The 19953-nt window shown below is 61.7% G+C and carries 19 protein-coding genes; 16 read left to right on the top strand and 3 right to left on the bottom strand.

Annotated features, from left to right (window positions below; translation table 11 throughout):
* Positions 1-274 precede the first annotated feature (274 nt).
* The 11 genes from GGD57_RS04705 to GGD57_RS04655 all read left to right on the top strand — a co-directional run bounded on the left by GGD57_RS04705 (position 275) and on the right by GGD57_RS04655 (position 12849).
* Positions 275-1201 (top strand): D-alanine--D-alanine ligase, encoded by a 927-nt coding sequence (locus tag GGD57_RS04705; protein WP_184467292.1) that lies wholly within the window; start codon positions 275-277, stop codon positions 1199-1201.
* Positions 1189-2121 carry a cell division protein FtsQ/DivIB gene (locus GGD57_RS04700; protein ID WP_184467290.1) on the top strand — a complete coding sequence of 311 codons (933 nt, stop codon included), beginning with the start codon at positions 1189-1191 and terminating at the stop codon, positions 2119-2121. Before GGD57_RS04705 ends, GGD57_RS04700 begins: the two co-directional genes overlap by 13 nt.
* A complete protein-coding gene (ftsA, locus tag GGD57_RS04695) occupies positions 2118-3449 on the top strand; it encodes a cell division protein FtsA (protein ID WP_003565034.1) in 1332 nt (443 codons plus the stop codon). The genes GGD57_RS04700 and ftsA overlap by 4 nt, the downstream gene beginning before the upstream one ends.
* A gap of 56 nt (positions 3450-3505) precedes the next feature.
* The gene (ftsZ, locus tag GGD57_RS04690; protein WP_184467288.1) at positions 3506-5221 is read left to right on the top strand and encodes a cell division protein FtsZ; all 1716 of its coding nucleotides are present in this window, start codon (positions 3506-3508) and stop codon (positions 5219-5221) included.
* A gap of 261 nt (positions 5222-5482) precedes the next feature.
* A complete protein-coding gene (gene lpxC, locus GGD57_RS04685; protein WP_184467285.1) occupies positions 5483-6439 on the top strand; it encodes a UDP-3-O-acyl-N-acetylglucosamine deacetylase in 957 nt (318 codons plus the stop codon).
* Between the two features lie 268 nt (positions 6440-6707).
* Positions 6708-7577, top strand: a complete 870-nt coding sequence (locus GGD57_RS04680; RefSeq protein WP_184467283.1) for an outer membrane protein assembly factor BamD — start codon at positions 6708-6710, stop codon at positions 7575-7577.
* Between the two features lie 5 nt (positions 7578-7582).
* Complete coding sequence (recN, locus tag GGD57_RS04675) at positions 7583-9256, top strand: DNA repair protein RecN (protein ID WP_184467281.1); 1674 nt, start codon at positions 7583-7585, stop codon at positions 9254-9256.
* Between the two features lie 82 nt (positions 9257-9338).
* Positions 9339-9866: a DUF6886 family protein gene (locus tag GGD57_RS04670; protein WP_184467279.1), complete on the top strand. Its 528-nt coding sequence runs from the start codon at positions 9339-9341 to the stop codon at positions 9864-9866.
* A 111-nt stretch (positions 9867-9977) separates the two neighbouring features.
* Complete coding sequence (ligA, locus tag GGD57_RS04665; RefSeq protein WP_184467277.1) at positions 9978-12134, top strand: NAD-dependent DNA ligase LigA; 2157 nt, start codon at positions 9978-9980, stop codon at positions 12132-12134.
* A 41-nt stretch (positions 12135-12175) separates the two neighbouring features.
* Positions 12176-12472, top strand: a complete 297-nt coding sequence (locus GGD57_RS04660) for a type II toxin-antitoxin system HigB family toxin (RefSeq protein ID WP_184467275.1) — start codon at positions 12176-12178, stop codon at positions 12470-12472.
* Entirely contained in the window at positions 12472-12849 is a 378-nt protein-coding gene (locus tag GGD57_RS04655; protein ID WP_184467273.1) for a helix-turn-helix domain-containing protein, read from the top strand. The genes GGD57_RS04660 and GGD57_RS04655 overlap by 1 nt, the downstream gene beginning before the upstream one ends.
* Here the strand turns inward: GGD57_RS04655 and GGD57_RS04650 are convergent.
* Positions 12846-13340 (bottom strand): GNAT family N-acetyltransferase, encoded by a 495-nt coding sequence (locus GGD57_RS04650; protein ID WP_246713549.1) that lies wholly within the window; start codon positions 13338-13340, stop codon positions 12846-12848. The genes GGD57_RS04655 and GGD57_RS04650 overlap by 4 nt on opposite strands.
* 315 nt (positions 13341-13655) lie before the next feature.
* Here GGD57_RS04650 and GGD57_RS04645 point away from each other — a divergent pair, with 315 nt between their 5' ends.
* Together GGD57_RS04645 and GGD57_RS04640 are read left to right on the top strand one after the other, a co-directional pair.
* Positions 13656-14246, top strand: coding sequence for a 3'-5' exonuclease (locus GGD57_RS04645; RefSeq protein WP_085737781.1), 591 nt, complete (start codon positions 13656-13658; stop codon positions 14244-14246).
* A gap of 78 nt (positions 14247-14324) precedes the next feature.
* Positions 14325-14816 carry a CreA family protein gene (locus tag GGD57_RS04640; protein WP_184467271.1) on the top strand — a complete coding sequence of 164 codons (492 nt, stop codon included), beginning with the start codon at positions 14325-14327 and terminating at the stop codon, positions 14814-14816.
* Positions 14817-14984: 168 nt separating this feature from the next.
* Here the strand turns inward: GGD57_RS04640 and GGD57_RS04635 are convergent, their stop codons facing one another.
* Entirely contained in the window at positions 14985-15455 is a 471-nt protein-coding gene (locus tag GGD57_RS04635) for a chemotaxis protein CheW (RefSeq protein WP_085737779.1), read from the bottom strand.
* A gap of 415 nt (positions 15456-15870) precedes the next feature.
* On the opposite strand from GGD57_RS04635, the gene GGD57_RS04630 reads away from it, so the two are divergent.
* Both GGD57_RS04630 and GGD57_RS04625 read left to right on the top strand, forming a co-directional pair.
* On the top strand, positions 15871-16473 hold the full coding sequence (locus GGD57_RS04630; RefSeq protein WP_184467269.1) for an SCO family protein: 603 nt from the start codon (positions 15871-15873) through the stop codon (positions 16471-16473).
* Between the two features lie 68 nt (positions 16474-16541).
* Complete coding sequence (locus tag GGD57_RS04625; RefSeq protein WP_184467267.1) at positions 16542-17420, top strand: 50S ribosomal protein L11 methyltransferase; 879 nt, start codon at positions 16542-16544, stop codon at positions 17418-17420.
* A gap of 241 nt (positions 17421-17661) precedes the next feature.
* Here GGD57_RS04625 and GGD57_RS04620 read toward each other — a convergent pair whose 3' ends face one another.
* On the bottom strand, positions 17662-17835 hold the full coding sequence (locus GGD57_RS04620; protein WP_184467265.1) for a hypothetical protein: 174 nt from the start codon (positions 17833-17835) through the stop codon (positions 17662-17664).
* 279 nt (positions 17836-18114) lie between these two features.
* On the opposite strand from GGD57_RS04620, the gene GGD57_RS04615 reads away from it, so the two are divergent.
* The gene (locus tag GGD57_RS04615; protein WP_184467263.1) at positions 18115-19950 is read left to right on the top strand and encodes an aminopeptidase P family protein; all 1836 of its coding nucleotides are present in this window, start codon (positions 18115-18117) and stop codon (positions 19948-19950) included.
* Positions 19951-19953 lie beyond the last annotated feature (3 nt).

The raw sequence follows: 19953 nt of genomic DNA, 5'->3' as shown, positions 1-19953 counted from the left end.
TCACAGCTCGAACCCACAGTTTCTCGATTCGGAGACGTGTTCGCTCTGACATTCCCGAGACGTGAGGAGAGAAAATGAAGTCCGCGGCCCGGACAAATGCCGCGCCTGGGCACGGACAAATCCCGCGCCTGGGAAGACGAAGTTAACGAAAGTAAACACTTCATTAACCATAATGATGCTCTAATGCATTCGCGTCGGACAAAGGCCCGAAACGGTGCCGACAGCTTCACGCAAGCCTCGATTTCGAGAGTGGAAGTTATTTTTGGGGGTGTTGATGAGTCGCAAGCATGTTGCTGTCCTGATGGGCGGATTTTCCTCGGAAAGGCCTGTCAGCCTTTCCTCGGGAAAGGCTTGCGCAGAGGCCCTCGAAGCCGAAGGCTTCAAGGTGACATGCATCGACGTGGCGCGCGACGTCTCCGAGAAGCTTGCGGCGCTGAAGCCCGACGTCGTCTTCAATGCGCTGCATGGGCCCTTCGGTGAAGACGGCACCATCCAGGGCATCCTCGAATATCTCGAAATCCCCTATACGCATTCGGGCGTGCTTGCCTCGGCTCTGGCGATGGACAAGGACAAGGCGAAGCTTGTTGCTGCCGCCGCCGGCATTCCGGTCGCCGAATCGCAGGTCGTCAATCGTTTCGCTTTTCCTTCGGTGCATCCGATGAGGCCGCCCTATGTGGTGAAGCCGGTGCGTGAGGGGTCGAGCTTCGGCGTCGTCATCGTCACGGAAGATCAGGCGCATCCGCCGCAGGTCGTCAGTTCGCCTGAGTGGCATTACGGCGAGGACGTGCTCGTCGAGCGCTATGTCTATGGCCGTGAGCTTACCTGCGGCGTCATGGGCGAGACGGCGCTCGGCGTCACGGAGGTGGTGCCGCAGGGACACAATTTCTATGATTACGATTCCAAGTACGCGGCAGGCGGTTCAAAACACGTCATCCCGGCGAAAATTTCACCGAATATTTACCAAAAAATACAAACATTGGCCCTAAGGGCGCATCAGGCAATCGGTTGTCGCGGCGTCAGTCGGTCGGACTTTCGTTACGACGATCGTTTCTCCGAAGACGGCGAAATCATCTGGCTGGAGGTCAATACCCAGCCAGGCATGACTCCAACCTCGCTCGTGCCCGAAATGGCCGGTCATGCCGGCTATTCCTTTGGTGAGTTTCTCCGGTGGATGGTGGAGGACGCGTCTTGTTTGCGTTGACGGTCAAGAAGATAGGGCGACCCAGCCATCATGCTGCGCTTCCGATGGTGGAAGCCGAGGAGCGATTCGTGCTGCCGCGCCCGCTGCGCCGCGTCACCCGCTTCCTGATCAGCCTCGGCAGCGGCCGTATCTACATCCCCGCCCATACGGGCACGGTTTCGGCGCTGGTTTTCCTGGCTGCCACCGGGCTTTACGGCATGTCGCTTGGCGGTCACACGGAAGCTGTCGCCCAGGCAACGACGACGGCGGCTGGTTTTGCCATCGAGGACGTGAAGGTTTCCGGCAATTCGGAGACCTCCGAAATCGAAATCCTGCAGCTGATCGGCCTCGATGGTACGACCTCGCTGGTCGCTCTCGACGTCGATGCCGCCCGCCGGAAGATCGCGCATCTCCCCTGGGTCGAAAGTGTCGAGGTCCGCAAGGTCTATCCGAAGACGATCGAGGTGAAGCTCAAGGAGCGTCAGGCCTATGCCATCTGGCAGCATGGGCAGGAGCTTTCGCTGATCGAAAAGAACGGCAGCGTCATTGCGCCTCTGCGCGACAACAAGTTTTCGGCGCTGCCGCTCGTCGTCGGCCGCGATGCGGAAACGGCAGCAGCCTCGCTCGACGATGCCTTCTCGAAGTGGCCTGACGTGAAGGCCCGCGTGAAGGCCTATGTCTGGATATCGGGCCGTCGCTGGGACTTGCACATGGATAACGGCGTCGTCGTCAAGCTGCCGGAAGACGGTATCGACCAGGCGCTGGCGACGCTGTCGAAGTTCGACAAGGAGCACCAGCTCCTGGAGCGGGACATTGCTGCGGTCGACCTCAGGCTGTCGGATAGAACCGCGATCCAGCTGACGCCGGAGGCGGCGGTCCGCAGGCAGGCGGCGGTGACGGAGCGTACCAAGGAATTGAAGAAGGCGGGGCAGAATATATGAGCTTGTTCGGTTCATCCCATTTCGGATTGCCGCGCCTGAAGCCGCTTTCGTCGAAGCGGTCGCATGTCGTTTCGGTGCTCGACATCGGCTCGACCAAGGTCGTCTGCATGATCGGCCGGCTGACGCCGCGCGAAGAAAGCCAGATCCTGCCGGGCCGCACGCACAATATCGAGATCATCGGCATCGGCCATCAGCGCTCCCGCGGCATCAAGACCGGCGTGATTGCCGATCTCGACGCGCTGGAAGGCGTCATTCGGCTGGCGGTCGACGCCGCTGAACGCATGGCCGGGCTGACCGTCGAGAGCCTGATCGTCAATCTGACGGCTGGCCGTCTCGGCAGCGACATCTACACCGCGACGATCGATCTCGGCGGCCAGGAAGTCGAACTCAACGATCTGAAGAAGGTGCTGTCGGCGGCCTGCCAGCAGTCTCTGCGCCAGGACCGTTCGGTGCTGCATTCGCTGGCGACCGGCTTTTCGCTCGACGGCGAGCGCGGCATCCGCGACCCGCTGGCAATGTACGGCGATGCGCTCGGCGTCGACATGCATGTCGTGACGGCGGAGCGCTCGGCGCTGAAGAATCTCGAACTCAGCGTCAACCGCGCGCATCTGTCCGTCGAGGGCATTGTTGCGACGCCCTATGCATCCGGCCTTGCGGCTCTCGTCGACGATGAGGTCGAACTCGGCTGCGCGGCGATCGACATGGGCGGCGGCACGACGACGATTTCGGTCTTTGCCGAAGGCAAGCTCGTTCATACCGATGCCGTCGGCCTCGGCGGCCATCACGTCACCACCGATCTGGCGCGCGGCCTTTCGACCCGCATCGAGGATGCGGAGCGGTTGAAGGTCGTGCATGCCACGGCGCTTTCGAACTCCTCCGACGAGCGCGAACTGATCTCCATCCCGCCGATCGGCGAGGATGATCGCGACCAGCCGTCGCAGGTGCCGCGGGCGCTGGTTTCGCGCATCGTCTCGGCTCGAATCGAAGAGACGATGGAACTGATCCGCGACCGCATCCAGCGCTCCGGCTTCAGCCCGATCGTCGGCAAGCGCGTCGTCTTGACCGGCGGCGCGAGCCAATTGACCGGCCTTGCCGACGTTGCGCGGCGTATCCTTGCCCGCAACGTCCGCATCGGCCGTCCGATGGGCGTCTCGGGACTGCCGACGGCGGCCAAGGGCCCGGCTTTTTCGACGGCGGTCGGCCTGATGATCTATCCGCAGGTCGCGGACATGGAAACACATGCGTCACAGAGCGGTCTGCTCATGTCGCTTGGGGGAAATAACAGCCGCATAGCCCGGATGGGCCAGTGGCTGAAGGAAAGCTTCTGAAATTTGCGTAATTGGCCGGCGTGGCGATGCGGCCAGAGAGAGAAGGAACAGGTACCATGACCATCAAGCTGCAAAAGCCTGACATCACAGAGCTGAAGCCGCGCATCACCGTATTCGGCGTCGGCGGCGGCGGCGGCAACGCCGTCAACAACATGATCACCGCCGGCCTCCAGGGCGTCGACTTCGTCGTTGCCAACACGGACGCCCAGGCGCTGACGATGACGAAGGCCGAACGAGTCATCCAGCTCGGCGCCAACGTCACCGAAGGCCTCGGCGCCGGTTCGCAGCCGGAAGTCGGCCGTGCAGCCGCCGAAGAATGCATCGACGAGATCATTGATCACCTGAACGGCACGCATATGTGCTTCGTCACCGCCGGCATGGGCGGCGGCACCGGAACGGGCGCTGCGCCCGTCGTCGCACAGGCCGCCCGCAACAAGGGCATCCTGACGGTCGGCGTCGTCACCAAGCCGTTCCATTTCGAAGGCGGCCGCCGCATGCGTCTGGCCGAGATGGGCATCCAGGAACTGCAGAAGTCTGTCGATACGCTGATCGTCATTCCGAACCAGAACCTCTTCCGCATTGCCAACGACAAGACGACCTTCGCCGACGCCTTCGCGATGGCCGACCAGGTTCTCTACTCGGGCGTTGCCTGCATCACCGACCTGATGGTGAAGGAAGGTCTCATCAACCTCGACTTCGCCGACGTCCGCTCGGTCATGCGCGAAATGGGCCGTGCGATGATGGGCACCGGCGAAGCTTCCGGCTCCGGCCGCGCGCTGCAGGCCGCCGAGGCTGCAATCGCCAACCCGCTGCTCGACGAAACCTCGATGAAGGGTGCCCAGGGCCTGCTGATCTCCATCACCGGCGGTCGCGACCTCACCCTCTTCGAAGTCGACGAAGCCGCGACGCGCATCCGCGAAGAAGTCGATCCCGACGCCAACATCATTCTCGGCGCCACCTTCGACGAATCGCTTGAAGGCATCATCCGCGTCTCGGTCGTCGCGACCGGCATCGACCGGGCGGTGAACGAAGCCGCCGAGCGCAATTTCCAGCCGGCCGCAAAGCCTGCTATCCGTCCTTCCGCGGCTGTTGCTCCGGCAGCGGCCGCTGTCCAGCCTGCCCCCGTGATGCAGGCACCGAAGGCCGTGGATCCGATCGCGCAGACCATCCGCGCAGCCGAGATGGAACGCGAGCTCGAAATCCCGGCCCCGCGTGCCGCCGCACCGCTCCAGCAGCCGGTGGTACAGCAGGAAACCTTCCGTCCGCAGAGCAAGATCTTCGCGCCTGCACCGGAAGCTCCGGTCATGCGTCCCCAGGTGCAGCAGCAAGCTCCGGCACCCGTGATGAGCCAGCCGGTCGTAAGCCAGCCCGTCCAGCAGCAGCCGGTTCGGCAGGAGCCGATCATCCGCCAGGCGCCTGAGCCGATGCGCATGCCGAAGGTCGAGGATTTCCCGCCTGTCGTTCAGGCCGAACTCGACCACCGCACGCAGCCGGCTTCCGCTCATGCGGCGGAAGAGCGCGGTCCGATGGGCCTGCTGAAGCGAATCACCAATTCGCTTGGCCGCCGCGAAGACGACGCCGTTGCCGCCGACATGACGGCAGCACCGCCGGCCGCTTCGCAGCAGCGCCGTCCGCTGTCGCCGGAGGCAAGCCTCTACGCACCGCGTCGCGGCAACCTCGACGACCAGGGCCGCGCGGTTCCGCAGGCCCGGATGATGCAGGAAGACGACCAGCTGGAAATCCCGGCATTCCTGCGTCGCCAGTCGAACTGAGGGGCTTCTTCAGCACCATTCATGCCCGGGATCGAGGTCCCGGGCATTGCTGTTTTTCAGCCTGTGATTCGCGAGCGATTTCAATCGCCTGACTTCGTAACAAAGCGAAAGAAACAGTGATTTGGATTGGAGCGCCGGCGCACGTAAGTATGGTGCAGGAAAACTGCCGTCGGAGTCCTCTGGATAAAGCTCCTTCTGCAGAATGAATGATAACCGCGCCGTGGCACCAACCACTGGAGCGGAAAAATAAAGGCAGATTTTATGGCTATTGGCTTGCTGGGTTTTCAAACGACGGTATCGCGTCCCGTGACGCTTTCGGGCATCGGGGTGCATTCCGGCGCTGATGTTTCGATCACCCTGAACCCGGCCGAATCGGGCACCGGCGTCGTTTTCCAGCGCCTGCATGACAATGGCGACATTACCGAACTCAAGGCCGTCTCCTCGCAGGTCGGCAATACCGACCTCTGCACCGTGCTCGGCTTCTCGCCGGCTCATTCGATCGCGACGATCGAGCATGTCATGGCCGCCATCTATGCACTCGGCCTCGACAATGTAGTGATCGAAGTGCAGGGTTCCGAAATGCCGATCATGGACGGCAGCTCGCTGCCCTTCGTCGAGGCGATCGAGCAGGTTGGCCTCGTCTCTCTGGGCGTCAAGCGCCGTTATATCCGTATCACCAAGCCTGTGCGCATCGAACACGGCGGCTCCTGGAGCGAATTCCGTCCCTATGACGGTACGCGCTTCGAAGTCGAGATCGATTTCGATTGCCCGCTGATCGGCCGGCAGAAGTGGGCCGGCGACATGACCGCCGCCGTCTTCAAGGCCGAGCTTTCCCGCGCCCGCACCTTCGGCTTCATGCGCGATGTCGAGCGGCTCTGGGCTTCGGGCCACGCGCTCGGCTCCTCGCTCGAAAATTCCGTCGTCATTTCGGACGACAATACCGTCATCAACGTCGAAGGGCTGCGTTACGCCAAGGACGAATTCGTCCGCCACAAGACGCTCGATGCCGTCGGCGATCTGTCGCTTGCCGGCGCCCAGTTCATCGGCTGCTACCGTTCCTATCGCGGCGGTCACAAGATGAATGCCAATGCGCTGAAGGCGCTGCTCGCCGATCCCTCCGCCTACGAGGTGGTGGAGACGTCGACTCGGCGCCAGCGCGTCGCTGCCCGCGAACTGATTGCGGTCAGCGCTTCGGAATTCGCTCCCTGGTCGGCATGACCTCCAGCATATTCTCAAGACCAGGCCGCCTCTTTCCCGGAGGCGGTTTTTTTATGTCGGCCCGAGGCTGCGGCGGCAGGTGTTTTATCGCAGTTGCTGAGTTGCCACAGCTTGCAGAGAAGAGGAAAAGCCGGCCATTCTGGCGGCTGCTGCCACAAAAATGCGTTAATGCCTTATCATTGCGTTGCTCTCGATGCACATTTGTGGATAGAAACGCCAGCGAGGCGTGGCTGCCGTGGAGCGAGCGGCGGCAGTGGGGTTCTTTCGAATGGGTTATGCAGGATCTGAAGGTATGATGAAGACAGCGCGCGCTTTGTTCGCATCGCTTCTGGTGCTCAGCGCAGGCGCCGTGATCTCGGGCTGCCAGTCGGACCCCGATATCGACATCACCAAGCTCGGCCTCGAAACCGATCCGCCCGACGTGCTCTACACCCAGGGCCTTGCCAACATGAAGGCCGGCAACATGGCGGAAGCGGCGCGCAAGTTCGACGCGATCGACCGCGAGAACCCGTTCTCCGAATGGGCGCGCAAGGCGCTCGTGATGAGCACCTTCGTCAAATACCGCCAGGGCCGCCTGGACGATGCGCTTGCATCAGGCAATCGCTACATGTCGCAATATCCGAAATCCCAGGATGCCGCCTATGTGCAGTATCTCATCGGTCTTACCTATTCCAAGCAGATCGTCGACGTGACGCAGGACCAGCGCGCCTCGGCAAAGACGATCGAGGCGATGCAGGCCGTCATCGACAATTATCCGAACTCCGAATATGTCGACGACGCGCAGGCGAAGATCCGCTTTGCGCGCGACCAGCTCGCCGGCAAGGAAATGCAGATCGGCCGCTACTACATGGAGCGGAAGGAATATCTCGCTGCGATCTCGCGCTTCCGCATCGTCGTCGAGAAATATCCGAACACGAACCAGATCGAAGAGGCCTTGGCGCGCCTCGTCGAGGCTTATTACTCGATGGGTATCGTCGACGAGGCGCAGACGGCCGCTGCCGTTCTCGGCCACAATTATCCCGACAGCCAGTGGTACGCCGATTCCTACAAGCTGCTGCAGACCGGTGGCGCCGAGCCACGGGAAAACAAGGGCTCTTGGATCGCTGCGGCAGGCAAGAAACTCCTGCTCGGTTCATAAGTCCAATGCTGATCCAGCTTTCGATCCGCGATATCGTCCTGATCGAGCGGCTGGATCTTGCCTTCGAGACCGGTCTTTCCGTGCTGACGGGCGAGACCGGGGCGGGCAAATCCATCCTGCTCGACAGTCTGTCGCTGGCGCTCGGTGGGCGCGGCGATGGTGGCCTCGTGCGCCACGGCGAGGACAAGGGTCAGGTGACGGCGGTGTTCGACGTCGGCATGGACCACGGCGCCCGCGCTTTGCTGCGTGAAAACGGCATCGACGACGAAGGCGACCTGATCTTCCGCCGCCAGCAATCGGCGGATGGGCGCACCAAGGCCTATGTCAACGACCAGCCGGTCAGCGTGCAGCTGATGCGCCAGGCCGGTCAGTTGCTGGTCGAAATCCACGGTCAGCACGACGATCGCGCCCTGGTCGACACCAATGCCCATCGCACCCTGCTTGATGCTTTCGCCGGCCTTGCCGATGAGGTTTCGGAGGTTTCCCGGCTGTATCGCCTGTGGCGCGACAGCGAGCGGACGCTGAAGAAGCATCGCGAGAAGGTGGAGGGTGCAGCGCGCGAAGCCGACTATCTGCGCTCTTCCGTCGAGGAACTCGAGAAGCTCTCGCCGCAGGATGGCGAGGAAGACGAACTCGCCGATCGCCGGCAGAAAATGATGAAGGCCGAGCGAATCGCCGGCGATATTGCCGAGGCGTCCGAATTCCTGAACGGCAATGCCTCGCCTGTGCCTCATATCGCTTCGCTGGTGCGCCGGCTGGAGCGCAAGAGCCATGAGGCGCCGGGCCTGCTCGAAGACACTGTGACGCTGCTTGATGCTGCGCTCGATCAGCTCTCCAACGCGCAGATGGAAGTCGAGGCGGCGCTGCGCAAGACCGAATATGATCCGAGGGAGCTGGAGCGGGTGGAGGAGCGGCTTTTCGCGCTCAGAGCCGCCTCGCGCAAATATTCCGTGCCGGTTACCGAGCTGCCGGCGCTCGCCGCCCGGATGTTTGCCGACCTTGCCGACCTCGACGCGGGCGAGGAGAAACTTGCGCGGCTCGAAGCCGAGCTCGGCCTGGCGCGCGAAAATTACGATGCGGCGGCCCGTTCGCTCTCCGACAAGCGCCATCACGCCGGCACCGCATTGGCCGCCGCTGTCATGGCCGAGCTGCCGGCGCTGAAGCTCGAACGCGCCCGTTTCATGGTCGAAATCACCACGGATGCGCAGGAGGCGCTCGCCGAAGGCATCGACGTCGTCGAGTTCCATGTCCAGACCAACCCGGGCACGCGGCCGGGCTCGATCATGAAGGTCGCCTCGGGCGGCGAACTGTCGCGTTTCCTGCTGGCGCTGAAGGTGGCGCTCGCCGATCGCGGATCGGCCCCGACGCTCGTCTTCGACGAAATCGACACCGGCGTCGGCGGCGCCGTGGCCGATGCGATCGGCCAGCGGCTGAAGCGGCTGTCCGAGCGGGTGCAGGTGCTCTCGGTCACGCACGCGCCGCAAGTGGCGGCACGGGCGGCGACGCATCTTTTGATTTCCAAGGGACCGGCGGCCGAGGGATCGGAAAAGATCGCCACGCGCGTGGCGGCGATGGCACACAAGGATCGCACCGAGGAGATCGCCCGCATGCTGGCCGGCGCTTCGGTGACCGAAGAGGCGAGGGCGGCGGCAAAGCGGCTGCTGGCCGGCAACGGCTGAATGCCCCGACCGTCCGCAAAGCGACGACAAACATTGCGCTTCGCGCTATGCGCATCATTCCGATCAGCGGCGATCCGTTGCCATGCGCCTTTTTCATTTCAGCGATGATCCCGATATCGCAGCCTTCGAGCCGCGCCCGGTCCGTATTCGCTCGGTCCGACAGGCGGGCTTGGAATGGCTGAATGGTCCGCTCGTCTGGGCGATCGATGGCGACCATGATTTCATGTATCTCTTTCCGCGAGACTGCCCGCGCATCCTGATATGGGCGACACCCGAGACGCCGCAGACGGAGCGGCGGCGCTGGCTCGGCGATTGGCGGGCAGCGGCTTTCATCGAGCGCCATTGGCTGGAAAGGCTCGAAGCGGAGACGATCCATCGCTATGAAATGCCGGCCGAGGATTTCGAAGACCTTGAAGATGCGGGCATGTGGGTGTCCCGCAGACGCGTCATTCCGATGGAGCGGATTGCCATGTCGTGGCTCGATCGGGAATTCGCGCCGCGCAAGGTGGATCTTCGGGTGGTCGACAGCCTCCGGCCGTTGAAGGGGCTTTGGAGTACCGGGCTGCATGTCAGCGGCATCCGGCTGCGCAATGCGCGGGATTGGGAGTAGACAGGTAGCCAATCTTCCCGATGCGAGGTGCGCCGGCACTCTTTTCATCCAGCAATTTTGCTCTAAAAACAATCCAGATTTCTTGGGCCAGATTCTCTGGAGTGATATTCCATGTCCACCGAAGGTGCCGCCGTCGACACGTTGACGATCGAAGAGGCTGCCGCCGAGCTTGAGCGGCTGGCAAAGGAGATCGCGCATCACGATGCGCTCTATCACGGCAAGGACCGGCCGGAGATTTCGGATGCCGATTACGATGCGCTGAAGCGCCGCAACGATGCGCTGGAAGTGCGGTTTCCGGAACTGATCCGTGAGGACAGCCCGTCGCGGCGTGTGGGGGCTGCGCCCTCCGTCACCTTCTCGCCCGTTGTCCATGCGCGGCCGATGCTGTCGCTCGACAACACGTTTTCGCAGGAAGACGTGCAGGATTTCGTCGCCAGCATCTATCGCTTTCTCGGCCGCCTGCCGGACCAGTCGATCGCCTTTACCGCCGAGCCGAAGATCGACGGTCTGTCGATGTCGATCCGCTACGAGAATGGCAGGCTGGTGACGGCCGCGACGCGCGGCGACGGCACGACGGGGGAGAATGTCACCGCCAATATCCGCACCATTGCGGAAATTCCGAATGAACTGCCGAAGGGCGTTCCGGCGGTGGTGGAGATCCGCGGCGAGGTCTATATGGCCAAGAGCGATTTCCTGGCGCTGAACCGGCAGATGGAGGCGGAAGGCAAGCAGACCTATGTCAACCCGCGCAATACGGCCGCCGGATCGCTGCGCCAGCTCGATGCCAAGGTCACGGCGAGCCGCAAGCTGAAGTTTTTCGCCTATGCCTGGGGCGAGATGTCTGACATGCCGGCCGATACGCAGTTCGGCATGGTACAGACCTTCAAGGATTGGGGTTTTCCGGTGAACCCGCTGATGAAGCGGCTGAATTCGGTCGCCGACATCCTGGCGCATTATGACGAGATCGGTCTGAAACGCCCGGATCTCGACTACGACATCGACGGCGTCGTCTACAAGGTCGACAGTCTCGAACTGCAGGCCCGCCTCGGCTTCCGCTCGCGTTCGCCGCGCTGGGCGACGGCGCACAAATTTCCGGCCGAACAGGCTTTCACCGAGGTCGAGAAGATCGAGATCCAGGTCGGCCGTACCGGCGCCCTGACGCCGGTGGCGCGGCTGAAGCCGATCACCGTCGGCGGCGTCGTCGTCACCAATGCGACGCTGCACAACGAGGATTACATCAAGGGTATCGGCAATAGCGGTGAGCGCATTCGGCCGGAGGACCACGATATCCGCGAGGGCGATACCGTTATCGTCCAGCGCGCCGGCGACGTCATTCCGCAGATCCTTGATGTGGTGATGGAAAAACGCACCGCAGAGGCTGGCTCCTACGCGTTTCCGAAGACCTGCCCGGTCTGCGGTTCGCATGCGGTGCGCGAGGTCAACGAGAAGACCGGCAAGACGGATTCGGTGCGCCGCTGCACCGGCGGCTTCATCTGCCGGGCGCAGGCGACCGAGCATCTGAAGCACTTCGTCTCGCGCAACGCTTTCGATATCGAAGGGCTGGGCTCGAAGCAGATCGACTTCTTCTTCGAAAACGAGGATTCGTCGCTGCAAATCCGTACGGCGCCCGATATCTTCACGCTGGAGAAGCGCCAGCAGCAATCGCTGACCAAACTCGAGAATATCGACGGCTTCGGCAAGGTCAGCGTCGGCAAGCTCTATGCGGCGATCAACGAACGGCGCAGCATTGCGCTCCACCGCTTCATCTACGCGCTCGGCATCCGTCACGTCGGCGAAACCACGGCAAAGCTCTTGGCGCGCTCCTATAACACCTACGAGGCCTTTGCGACTGCGATGAAGGAGGCGGCACCGCTTTCCGGCGAGGCTTGGAACGATCTCAACGCCATCGAGGGAATCGGCGAGGTCGTGGCGCGCGCCATGGTCGAGTTCTACAAGGAGCCTCGCAATATCGAGGTGATCAATCGCCTGATCGACGAGGTGACGCCGGCGGAGGCCGAACAGCCGGTGACGACAGGCAGCCCGGTCGCCGGCAAGACCGTGGTCTTTACCGGTTCGCTGGAAAAATTCACCCGCGACGAGGCAAAGGCGAGGGCGGAAAGCCTCGGCGCCAAGGTGGCGGGATCGGTCTCCAAGAAGACCGACATCGTCGTCGCCGGCCCTGGCGCCGGTTCCAAGCTCGACAAGGCCCGCGAACTCGGCGTGCAGACCATGGACGAGGACGAGTGGCTGGCGCTGATCAGCGGGTGATACATGCTTGATTTGTTCCCAAAATGGGAATATTCTCTTCCATGCAGGTGATCGCCAAGTCGACATTGCGCGCCTTTTGGGAGTTGCACCCGCAAGCCAGGGTGCCTCTTGGCGTTTGGCATGGCGTCGTCAGCAAAGCGGAATGGACGGGACCGGCGGATATCAAAAGGATGTTCGGTGCCAACGTGGATTTCGTTGGCGATAACAGGATAATTTTCGATGTCGGCGGCAACAAGTATCGCCTCATCGCGCATGTTGCATATGCTTACCGGCGCGTATTGATCAAGTTCGTTGGTACGCACGCCGAATACGACAGGGTCGATCCGGAGACAGTGTAATGGACATACGGCCGATCAAAAGCGATGGCGATCTCGAATGGGCGCTTGGCGAAGTCGCTCCATATTTCGACAATCCGCCGCCGCAAGGCTCAGCGGATGCGGACAGGTTCGACGTGCTCTCCGATCTGATTGAAGCCTATGAAAACCGGCATTTTCCCACGGCCGAACTGGAACCGGTTGATTTTCTGCAGGCCTTCATGGAGATGACCGGCCGCAGTCAAACTGACCTCGGCGAGGTCCTGGGTTCGCGCCCTCGCGCCTCGGAAATCCTGCACCGCAAGCGTGCTTTGACGGTCGATATGATTTTCAAGCTCAACGAGGCATGGGGCGTTCCCGCCGAATGCCTCGTCAAGCCTTATCGCTTGGCTGTCGCTTAAGCTCTCAGCCGTGCCATGGTAAAAGCGTCTACATATTCGCCGGCGCGGTAGCCGAATGCGCGCAGAAGCCCTTCTTTCTCGAAACCGAACTTCTCATAGAGACGAATAGCAACTGCGTTGTCGGTGTAGACGGTCAGTTCTAGACGTTTAATATCGAGCCAGTCGTCGGCGGCATCTACCATGGCGGCCATCAGGAAGGTTCCGAGGCCGCGGCCGGTGAAATCGTCGTGTACGCCCATACCGAGGCTAGCGGCGTGCTGACGCCGTCCTTCGAAGCGGTTCATGCCACCATTGGCGACGATCCTGCCGTCGAGTTCGACGACGAGGTTGAGCGCGCTAGGCGAGGGGGATTCCATGCGCTTGCGCACGGCATCGATACTTGTGAAGGGCGGTCGCAGGGTACCGGCCCGATAGCCCGGCAAATTTATGAGATCCGTGATCTCCTCGGCATCGGAAAGTCGGACGGCGCGGACGACGACGTCGTCCGGCAGGCGCGCTCGGTCGCGGGGTTCATTCTGTTCGTTTTCAGACCTGGGATGCTCTCCTTGGGTTTCAGGGAGGAGAGCCGGATTTTTCGAAAACCCTGCTCGCCTCGGCAGGGTTTTCGGGGATGATCGGACGGCTAGTGACGCACCATCGCTCCCGCGTACCCTGAAAGGGTCGTGGCGATATGATGCATGGTTGATGTCACAGAGTTGATCATGCGCAGAAGTTTCCCCATCCGCGTGCAGATGTCAACAGGCAGCAATTTGCCTTCGCCTGCGGCTATGATTATTCCGGTAGGGCAGACGATTCGGATTTTACCCTTGAAGACCATTGCCATCGATTTCGAGACAGCCAATGAACAGCGCGGCAGCGCCTGTTCCGTCGGGCTTGCCTGGATCGAGGAGGGCAGGGTTACGCGCGTCGAGGAACGGCTGATCCGGCCGCGGGAGATGCGCTTTTCCGGGATGAACATTGCGATCCACGGCATCCGGCCGGAGCATGTCGAGGATGCGCCGGAATTTCCCGAGGTGATGGACGAGTTCCACGAGGATATCAGCGGCGCGACGATGATCGCGCATAATGCCGCCTTCGATTTCAGCGTCTGGCGGGCGAGCCTCGATCACTACCGGCAATCCTATCCGGAACTGACCTATCTCTGCAGCCTGAAGATGGCGCAGCGGATCTGGCCGCATTTCCTTTCGCACCGGCTGAACCTGATCGCCGAGCATCTCGGCCTGCGTTTCGTGCACCACAATGCCGCCGAAGACGCCGCCGTCTGCGCAGCCGCGGCGATCGAGATGGCGAAGGCGGTCAAGGCCAACGCCGTCCACGCCATACCGGCGCTGATCGGCATGAAGCCCGGGCGGCTGACGGCGAGGGCCTACGAGCCCTGCACCTGCCGGAAAGGCTGATCGCTTCCGCCGGGGCGCCATTTCTTGCAAAGCATCGGCGCGCACTTATCTAGAATGCGGATCATTCAGGGAGCCGCCATGTCCAAGCTGCGCAATCTTTTCCTCGCTGCCTTTTCTTTCGCCGCCCTTTCCGCCGGCACCGTTTCGGCCGAAGTGGTCGGCAAGGTCGGGGTCGACTGGATCGGCAACGACATCATCGTTGAGGCGCTCTCTGATCCCGAGGTCAAGGGCGTCACCTGCCACGTCACCTATTTCGACCGCAGCTTGATCGATCGGTTCAAGAACGGCAACTGGTTCGAAGATCCCTCCAACAATTCCATCGCCTGCCGGCAGACGGGGCCGATCGAGATCGGCAATATCGACCTGTCCAAAGATGGCAGCGAAGTGTTCCGCCAGGGCATGTCGCTGATCTGGAAGACGCTGGTCGTCAACCGCATCTACGACAAGGCCAACGACACGCTGATTTACCTCGCCCATTCCAGGGAACTGACGGACGGCTCGGCGAAGATGTCGATCTCGACGATACCGCTCTATGGGCAGAATGTGACCTGGAAGAATGGGAAGCCGTAGGGCGGGATTCTCATCGTAAAAGACCGCCCAAAACCCCTCCCGCAAGGGTCCCTTGCGGGAGGGGTTGGGGAGGGGTTTTGCAAAGTCTGAACCATGCCCGCTCGCGCACAGTACGAACGAAAAAGCCCGGACGAGCCGGGCCTTCGCAATCTCTTTGGCGATAAAATATCAAGCCGCCTGATTCAGTTCGTCGGCGATGACGGTGTCGAGGTTCAGGAAGCAGACCATGGTCTTCTCCAGCGCGACGATGCCGCGGCAGAAGGCGCGCTGGGCTTCCGGGATGATTTCCGGCGGCGGCTGCAGGTCTTCGCTCTTGATGGTCATCATGTCGGAAACCTGTTCGACCAGCAGGCCGACCAGTTTGCCGGCGATGTCGGTGACGATGATCGCCGAGCGCTCGGAGGGCTCGGTCATTTTCATGCCGAGGCGGCAGGCCATGTCGATGACCGGGATGACCGCGCCGCGCAGGTTGATCAGGCCCAGCACGTAGGGCGGGGTGTGCGGCATCGGCGTCACCGGCGCCCAGCCGCGGATTTCGCGGATGGCCATGATGTCGATGCAGAATTCCTGATCGCCCAGATGGAACGAAACGATTTCGAGATAAGCACCCGACTGCTTGATGGCATTGTTGTTGTTCATGATCAGAATTCTTCCCAGTTGTCCCCGGCGGCAGAAGTGATGGCTTTCAAATATAGATGTGACGGCTTAAGTCTTTCCTAACGATATGTATTTTGCGATTGCCCGTCGTTCGAACGCCCGTCGCCCGGACATGCGCAGCGGAAGACAACGACGTGCAGGAAAACAAAACGCCAAAACTTGTCGCACGAGGCAAGTTCGATACGACGCGCTTTGAAGGCAAGCCATTGAAGCGCATGGCATTTTGGGTCCGTGCCGATTCCTTCAGGGATTTCGTCGCCCTGGCAATTTCTAGCGGCGAGACGATTCATCACAGCTTGGGAAACATATTCTTGAATTGCGCGCGTGCGATCGGAACTATAATCACGCGAGGCAAGGGGCGGACGGCAGATACCCGCCTGGATCGAGGATCATGCCAATGAAGACATTCCGCATCGCCGTCTGGGTCGGTGTCCTGATACTTGCCGGCATTCTCGGCGCGATTGAGTTCTTCCCCACTAAGTCCGGGGACGTCGTGGCGGAACCGCCCTTCGGCGTACCCTTCACCCTGGTTTCCCAGAGCGGACAGCCGATCACCGAAGAGGCGCTGCGCGGCAAGCCGACGGCACTGTTCTTCGGCTTCACCCATTGCCCGGAAGTCTGCCCGACGACGCTTTTCGAGTTGAACGGCTGGATGGAGAAGGTCGATCCCAAGGGTGACAAGCTGCAGGCCTATTTCGTGACCGTCGATCCCGAGCGCGACACGCCCGAGATCATGAACGAATATGTCTCCAATGTTTCCAAGCGCATCACCGGCATTTCCGGGCCGCCCGATAAGATCGCCGAGGTGATCAAGGGGTTCCGCGTCTACGCCAAGAAAGTGCCGGTCGACGAGAAGGATCCGAACGGGGATTATACGATGGATCATACCGCCTCGGTGTTTCTGCTCGATTCGGCCGGCCGGTTTTCCGGAACGATCGCCTATGGCGAAAACCCGGACACGGCGGTAAAGAAGCTGGAGAATCTCGTCAACAAGGGATGACGGCTTGCGCATGACAGGGCGTTGGCTCGATCGGTGGCGGGCAACGGCAACGGGAAAGACCGCCTATCGTGAGTGAAATCCGCCTTTACGTGACGACGACCGAAAGCAAGGCCGAAGAGATTCTCGACCTTCTGAGCGAAGTCTTCGGCGAAGAAGACTTTGCCATCGGCACCACCGAAATTGATGAGAAGAAAGATATTTGGGAAGCCTCGATCTATATGATGACCGAGGACGAGGCCGATGTGCGCTCCCGCGTCGAGGCCGCTCTCAAGAGCGCCTTTCCTGATGCCCGGTTGCAGCGGGAAGTCATTCCCGATGTCGACTGGGTGGTGAAATCGCTGGAGGGGCTGAAGCCCGTCAGGGCAGGGCGCTTTCTGGTGCATGGCTCGCATGACCGCGACAAAGTCCGCCCCGGTGATATCGCCATCGAGATCGATGCCGGCCAGGCCTTCGGCACCGGCCATCACGGAACGACGGCAGGCTGCCTCGAGGTGATCGACGCCGTCGTGCGTTCACGCCCGGTCCGCAATGCGCTCGATCTCGGCACCGGCAGCGGTGTGCTGGCGATTGCGGTGCGTAAGCTTAAGAACATTCCGGTGCTTGCCACCGACATCGATCCGATCGCAACCAAAGTCGCCGCCGAAAACGTGCGCCGCAACGGCATCGCCTCGGGTATCGTCACTCGAACCGCGCCGGGTTTCCATTCGACGGCCTTTTCCGAACACGGTCCTTTCGATCTCATCATCGCCAATATTCTCGCCCGCCCGCTGATTAAGATGGCGCCGAAGCTTGCGATGCATCTGGCACCCGGCGGATCGGTGATCCTTTCGGGCATTCTCGCCGCGCAGCGCTGGAAGGTGATTGCCGCCTATAGCGGCGCGAAGCTCCGTCATGTCAGGACGATCTGGCGGAATGGCTGGGTGACGATCCATCTGGATCGGCCTTGACGAAGGAGAGAGTCGGTTGATGGTCCGGCTCGCTCCCTCTTCGCCCCAGCAGGAGAAGAGGGAGAGCAGCAGACCTCAGTCGTTCCGACACTTCCAAAAACAAAAAGGCGGCGCCGATGGCACCGCCTTGGACCGGTCTATCCGGTCAATGCCCGCGAGCTCAAGGGGAGGAGGCTCAAGCGGGCTCTACTGCATTCCAATAGGCCGGTCCGGGAGGGAGGAAACGGACCGGCTTTCAGGCTTAGAACGCGTAGCTGGGGACGCCCTTGTGGCGTGCGGCGCGCTGTCCGGCGCCGAGCAGCTTGAGGCTGTCCTCATTCTGCGGGCGGCGGGCGCCGATCACGTGACGTACGGTCTGGCGTTCGCCAGCCTGCACCGGGCTGCCATATGCGAAGCGCGAGAGAGAGGCGGTCATTTCAAAAATTCCTTTGTTGCCGGTTCATCGCGAACCGTTCGATGGCGTCTATATAGCTATTCTGAAATGCGGAGGCAGAGGGTTTCGCTCATGGGAGCCATGCGGCTAATGCATAAAGCGTGCCAAATTAACTTTTGGCGTCACAGTTCTGTCAAAATGTTGAGGGGGCCAAGGGGTTTCGACTCGTTTCGTCGCTTTTTCTCCCCATCGGTTGAAATTTCGATAACATGGCCGGCATCCCATTAACCGGATTCGTCTCAACCATTCGGGTTTTCCAGCATGTTCCAGTCTTTCGAGGTCACTTCCACGCCGCATTTCGGCAGGGATCGCGTATCGGCGCTGCGCGCTGCTTTCGATTCGCTCGGCATCGACGCCTTCCTTGTGCCGCGCGCCGATGAGTTCAATGGCGAATATGTTCCGGCATGTTCGGAACGCCTGGCATGGCTGACGGGCTTCACCGGTTCGGCCGGCATTGCGCTGGTTCTGCGCACGCAAGCAATCGTCTTCGTCGACGGGCGCTATGTGACGCAGCTTGCCGAACAGGTCGACGGTTCGGTCTTTACGGGCGGCGATCTCGTCAACGAGCCGCCGCATCTCTGGCTGGGCGCCAACGGAGCCAAGGGCCTGCGGCTCGGCATCGATCCCTGGCTGCATTCAGGTGCCGAGGTGCGTCGTCTGGAAAGGGCGCTTTCGCAGATTGGCGGCACGCTGGTCTTCCTGCCGCACAACCCGCTCGACAGGCTCTGGAGCGACCGGCCGGCCGAGCCGCTCGGCGCCGTCGGCATCCAGAACGTCGCCCAGGCAGGCGTGCTGGCGAGCGACAAGATCGCGACGATCGCAGCCGATCTCTCGAAGAAGAACCTTTCTGCAGTGCTGATCGCCGATCCCTCCTCTGTCGCCTGGACCTTCAATATCCGCGGCGCCGATGTGCCGCACACGCCGCATCCGTTGGCGCGCGCCATCATCCATGCCGACGGGCGGGCCGAGCTTTTCCTCGACAAGCGCAAGACCGGCATCGAGCCCGAAGCCTATCTCGGGCAGATCTCTACGCAACTGCCGCCCTCGGCGCTCGAGGAGAGGCTTTCTGCCGTTTCCAGGGACGGCGGCCGCATATTGATCGATCCCGATATCGCCTCCTATGCGCTTGGCGAAATCATCCGCAAGGCCGGCGGCGAGGTGGTGGAAGGCGCCGACCCCGCCAAGCTGCCGCGCGCGGTGAAAAACGACGTCGAGATCAACGGCTCGGCGGCCGCGCACCTGCAGGACGGGGCGGCGATGGTGGAATTCCTCTATTGGCTGTCCCAGACGAAGCCCGGCACGGTGAGCGAAATCGCCGCCGCCGAACATCTCGAAGCGACGCGGGCCCGCGTCGGTCAGAGCATGCAGAACCCGCTGAAGGATATTTCCTTCGACACGATTTCGGGCGCAGGCGAACATGCCGCGATCATGCATTACCGGGTGACGACTGAGACCAATCGGAATATCGAGGCAGGCGAACTCTTCCTGATCGATTCCGGCGCGCAATATATCAACGGCACGACCGACATCACCCGCACCGTCGGCATCGGCGCTGTTTCGGAAGAGCATCGGCGCTTCTTCACACTGGTGCTGAAGGGGATGATAGAGATCAGCACGGCGCGTTTCCCGAAGGGCACGCGCGGCTGCGATCTCGATCCGCTGGCGCGCATCGCTCTGTGGCGGGCCGGCGCCGATTTCGCTCATGGCACGGGCCATGGCGTCGGTTCCTATCTCTCGGTGCATGAGGGGCCGCAGCGCATTTCCAGGCTTTCGACGCAGGAACTGCTGCCCGGCATGATTCTTTCGAACGAGCCGGGTTATTATCGGCCCGGCAGCTTCGGCATCCGCATCGAGAACCTGGTCTATGTGCGCGGGGCCGAGGAGATCGATGGCGGCGATGCGCCGATGCTCGGTTTCGAGACGCTGACCTTCTGCCCGATCGACCGCAGTCTCGTCATTCCGGAGCTTCTGACCCATGACGAACTGCACTGGTTCAACGACTATCATCGCCGCACATGCGAGGCGCTGATGCCGCTGATCCACGATCGCGATGTCAGGGCATGGCTCGAAAACGCCACGCTGCCGCTGGAGTATTAGGAG

Source organism: Rhizobium esperanzae (genome assembly GCF_014197615.1).
GTDB classification, from domain to species: domain Bacteria; phylum Pseudomonadota; class Alphaproteobacteria; order Rhizobiales; family Rhizobiaceae; genus Rhizobium; species Rhizobium esperanzae_A.
Note: the sequence above shows the minus strand (reverse complement) of the source record. Positions and strands in the feature narration are given on the sequence as shown.

Coding starts and splice junctions, on each gene's coding strand:
- GGD57_RS04655 (WP_184467273.1), top strand. CDS start 12,472: ATGGACATACGGCCGATCAAAAGCGATGGCGATCTCGAATGGGCGCTT.
- ftsA (WP_003565034.1), top strand. CDS start 2,118: ATGAGCTTGTTCGGTTCATCCCATTTCGGATTGCCGCGCCTGAAGCCG.
- GGD57_RS04640 (WP_184467271.1), top strand. CDS start 14,325: ATGTCCAAGCTGCGCAATCTTTTCCTCGCTGCCTTTTCTTTCGCCGCC.
- GGD57_RS04705 (WP_184467292.1), top strand. CDS start 275: ATGAGTCGCAAGCATGTTGCTGTCCTGATGGGCGGATTTTCCTCGGAA.
- GGD57_RS04680 (WP_184467283.1), top strand. CDS start 6,708: ATGGGTTATGCAGGATCTGAAGGTATGATGAAGACAGCGCGCGCTTTG.
- ligA (WP_184467277.1), top strand. CDS start 9,978: ATGTCCACCGAAGGTGCCGCCGTCGACACGTTGACGATCGAAGAGGCT.
- recN (WP_184467281.1), top strand. CDS start 7,583: ATGCTGATCCAGCTTTCGATCCGCGATATCGTCCTGATCGAGCGGCTG.
- GGD57_RS04635 (WP_085737779.1), bottom strand. CDS start 15,455: ATGAACAACAACAATGCCATCAAGCAGTCGGGTGCTTATCTCGAAATC.
- GGD57_RS04670 (WP_184467279.1), top strand. CDS start 9,339: ATGCGCCTTTTTCATTTCAGCGATGATCCCGATATCGCAGCCTTCGAG.
- GGD57_RS04615 (WP_184467263.1), top strand. CDS start 18,115: ATGTTCCAGTCTTTCGAGGTCACTTCCACGCCGCATTTCGGCAGGGAT.
- ftsZ (WP_184467288.1), top strand. CDS start 3,506: ATGACCATCAAGCTGCAAAAGCCTGACATCACAGAGCTGAAGCCGCGC.
- GGD57_RS04630 (WP_184467269.1), top strand. CDS start 15,871: ATGAAGACATTCCGCATCGCCGTCTGGGTCGGTGTCCTGATACTTGCC.
- lpxC (WP_184467285.1), top strand. CDS start 5,483: ATGGCTATTGGCTTGCTGGGTTTTCAAACGACGGTATCGCGTCCCGTG.
- GGD57_RS04620 (WP_184467265.1), bottom strand. CDS start 17,835: ATGACCGCCTCTCTCTCGCGCTTCGCATATGGCAGCCCGGTGCAGGCT.
- GGD57_RS04660 (WP_184467275.1), top strand. CDS start 12,176: ATGCAGGTGATCGCCAAGTCGACATTGCGCGCCTTTTGGGAGTTGCAC.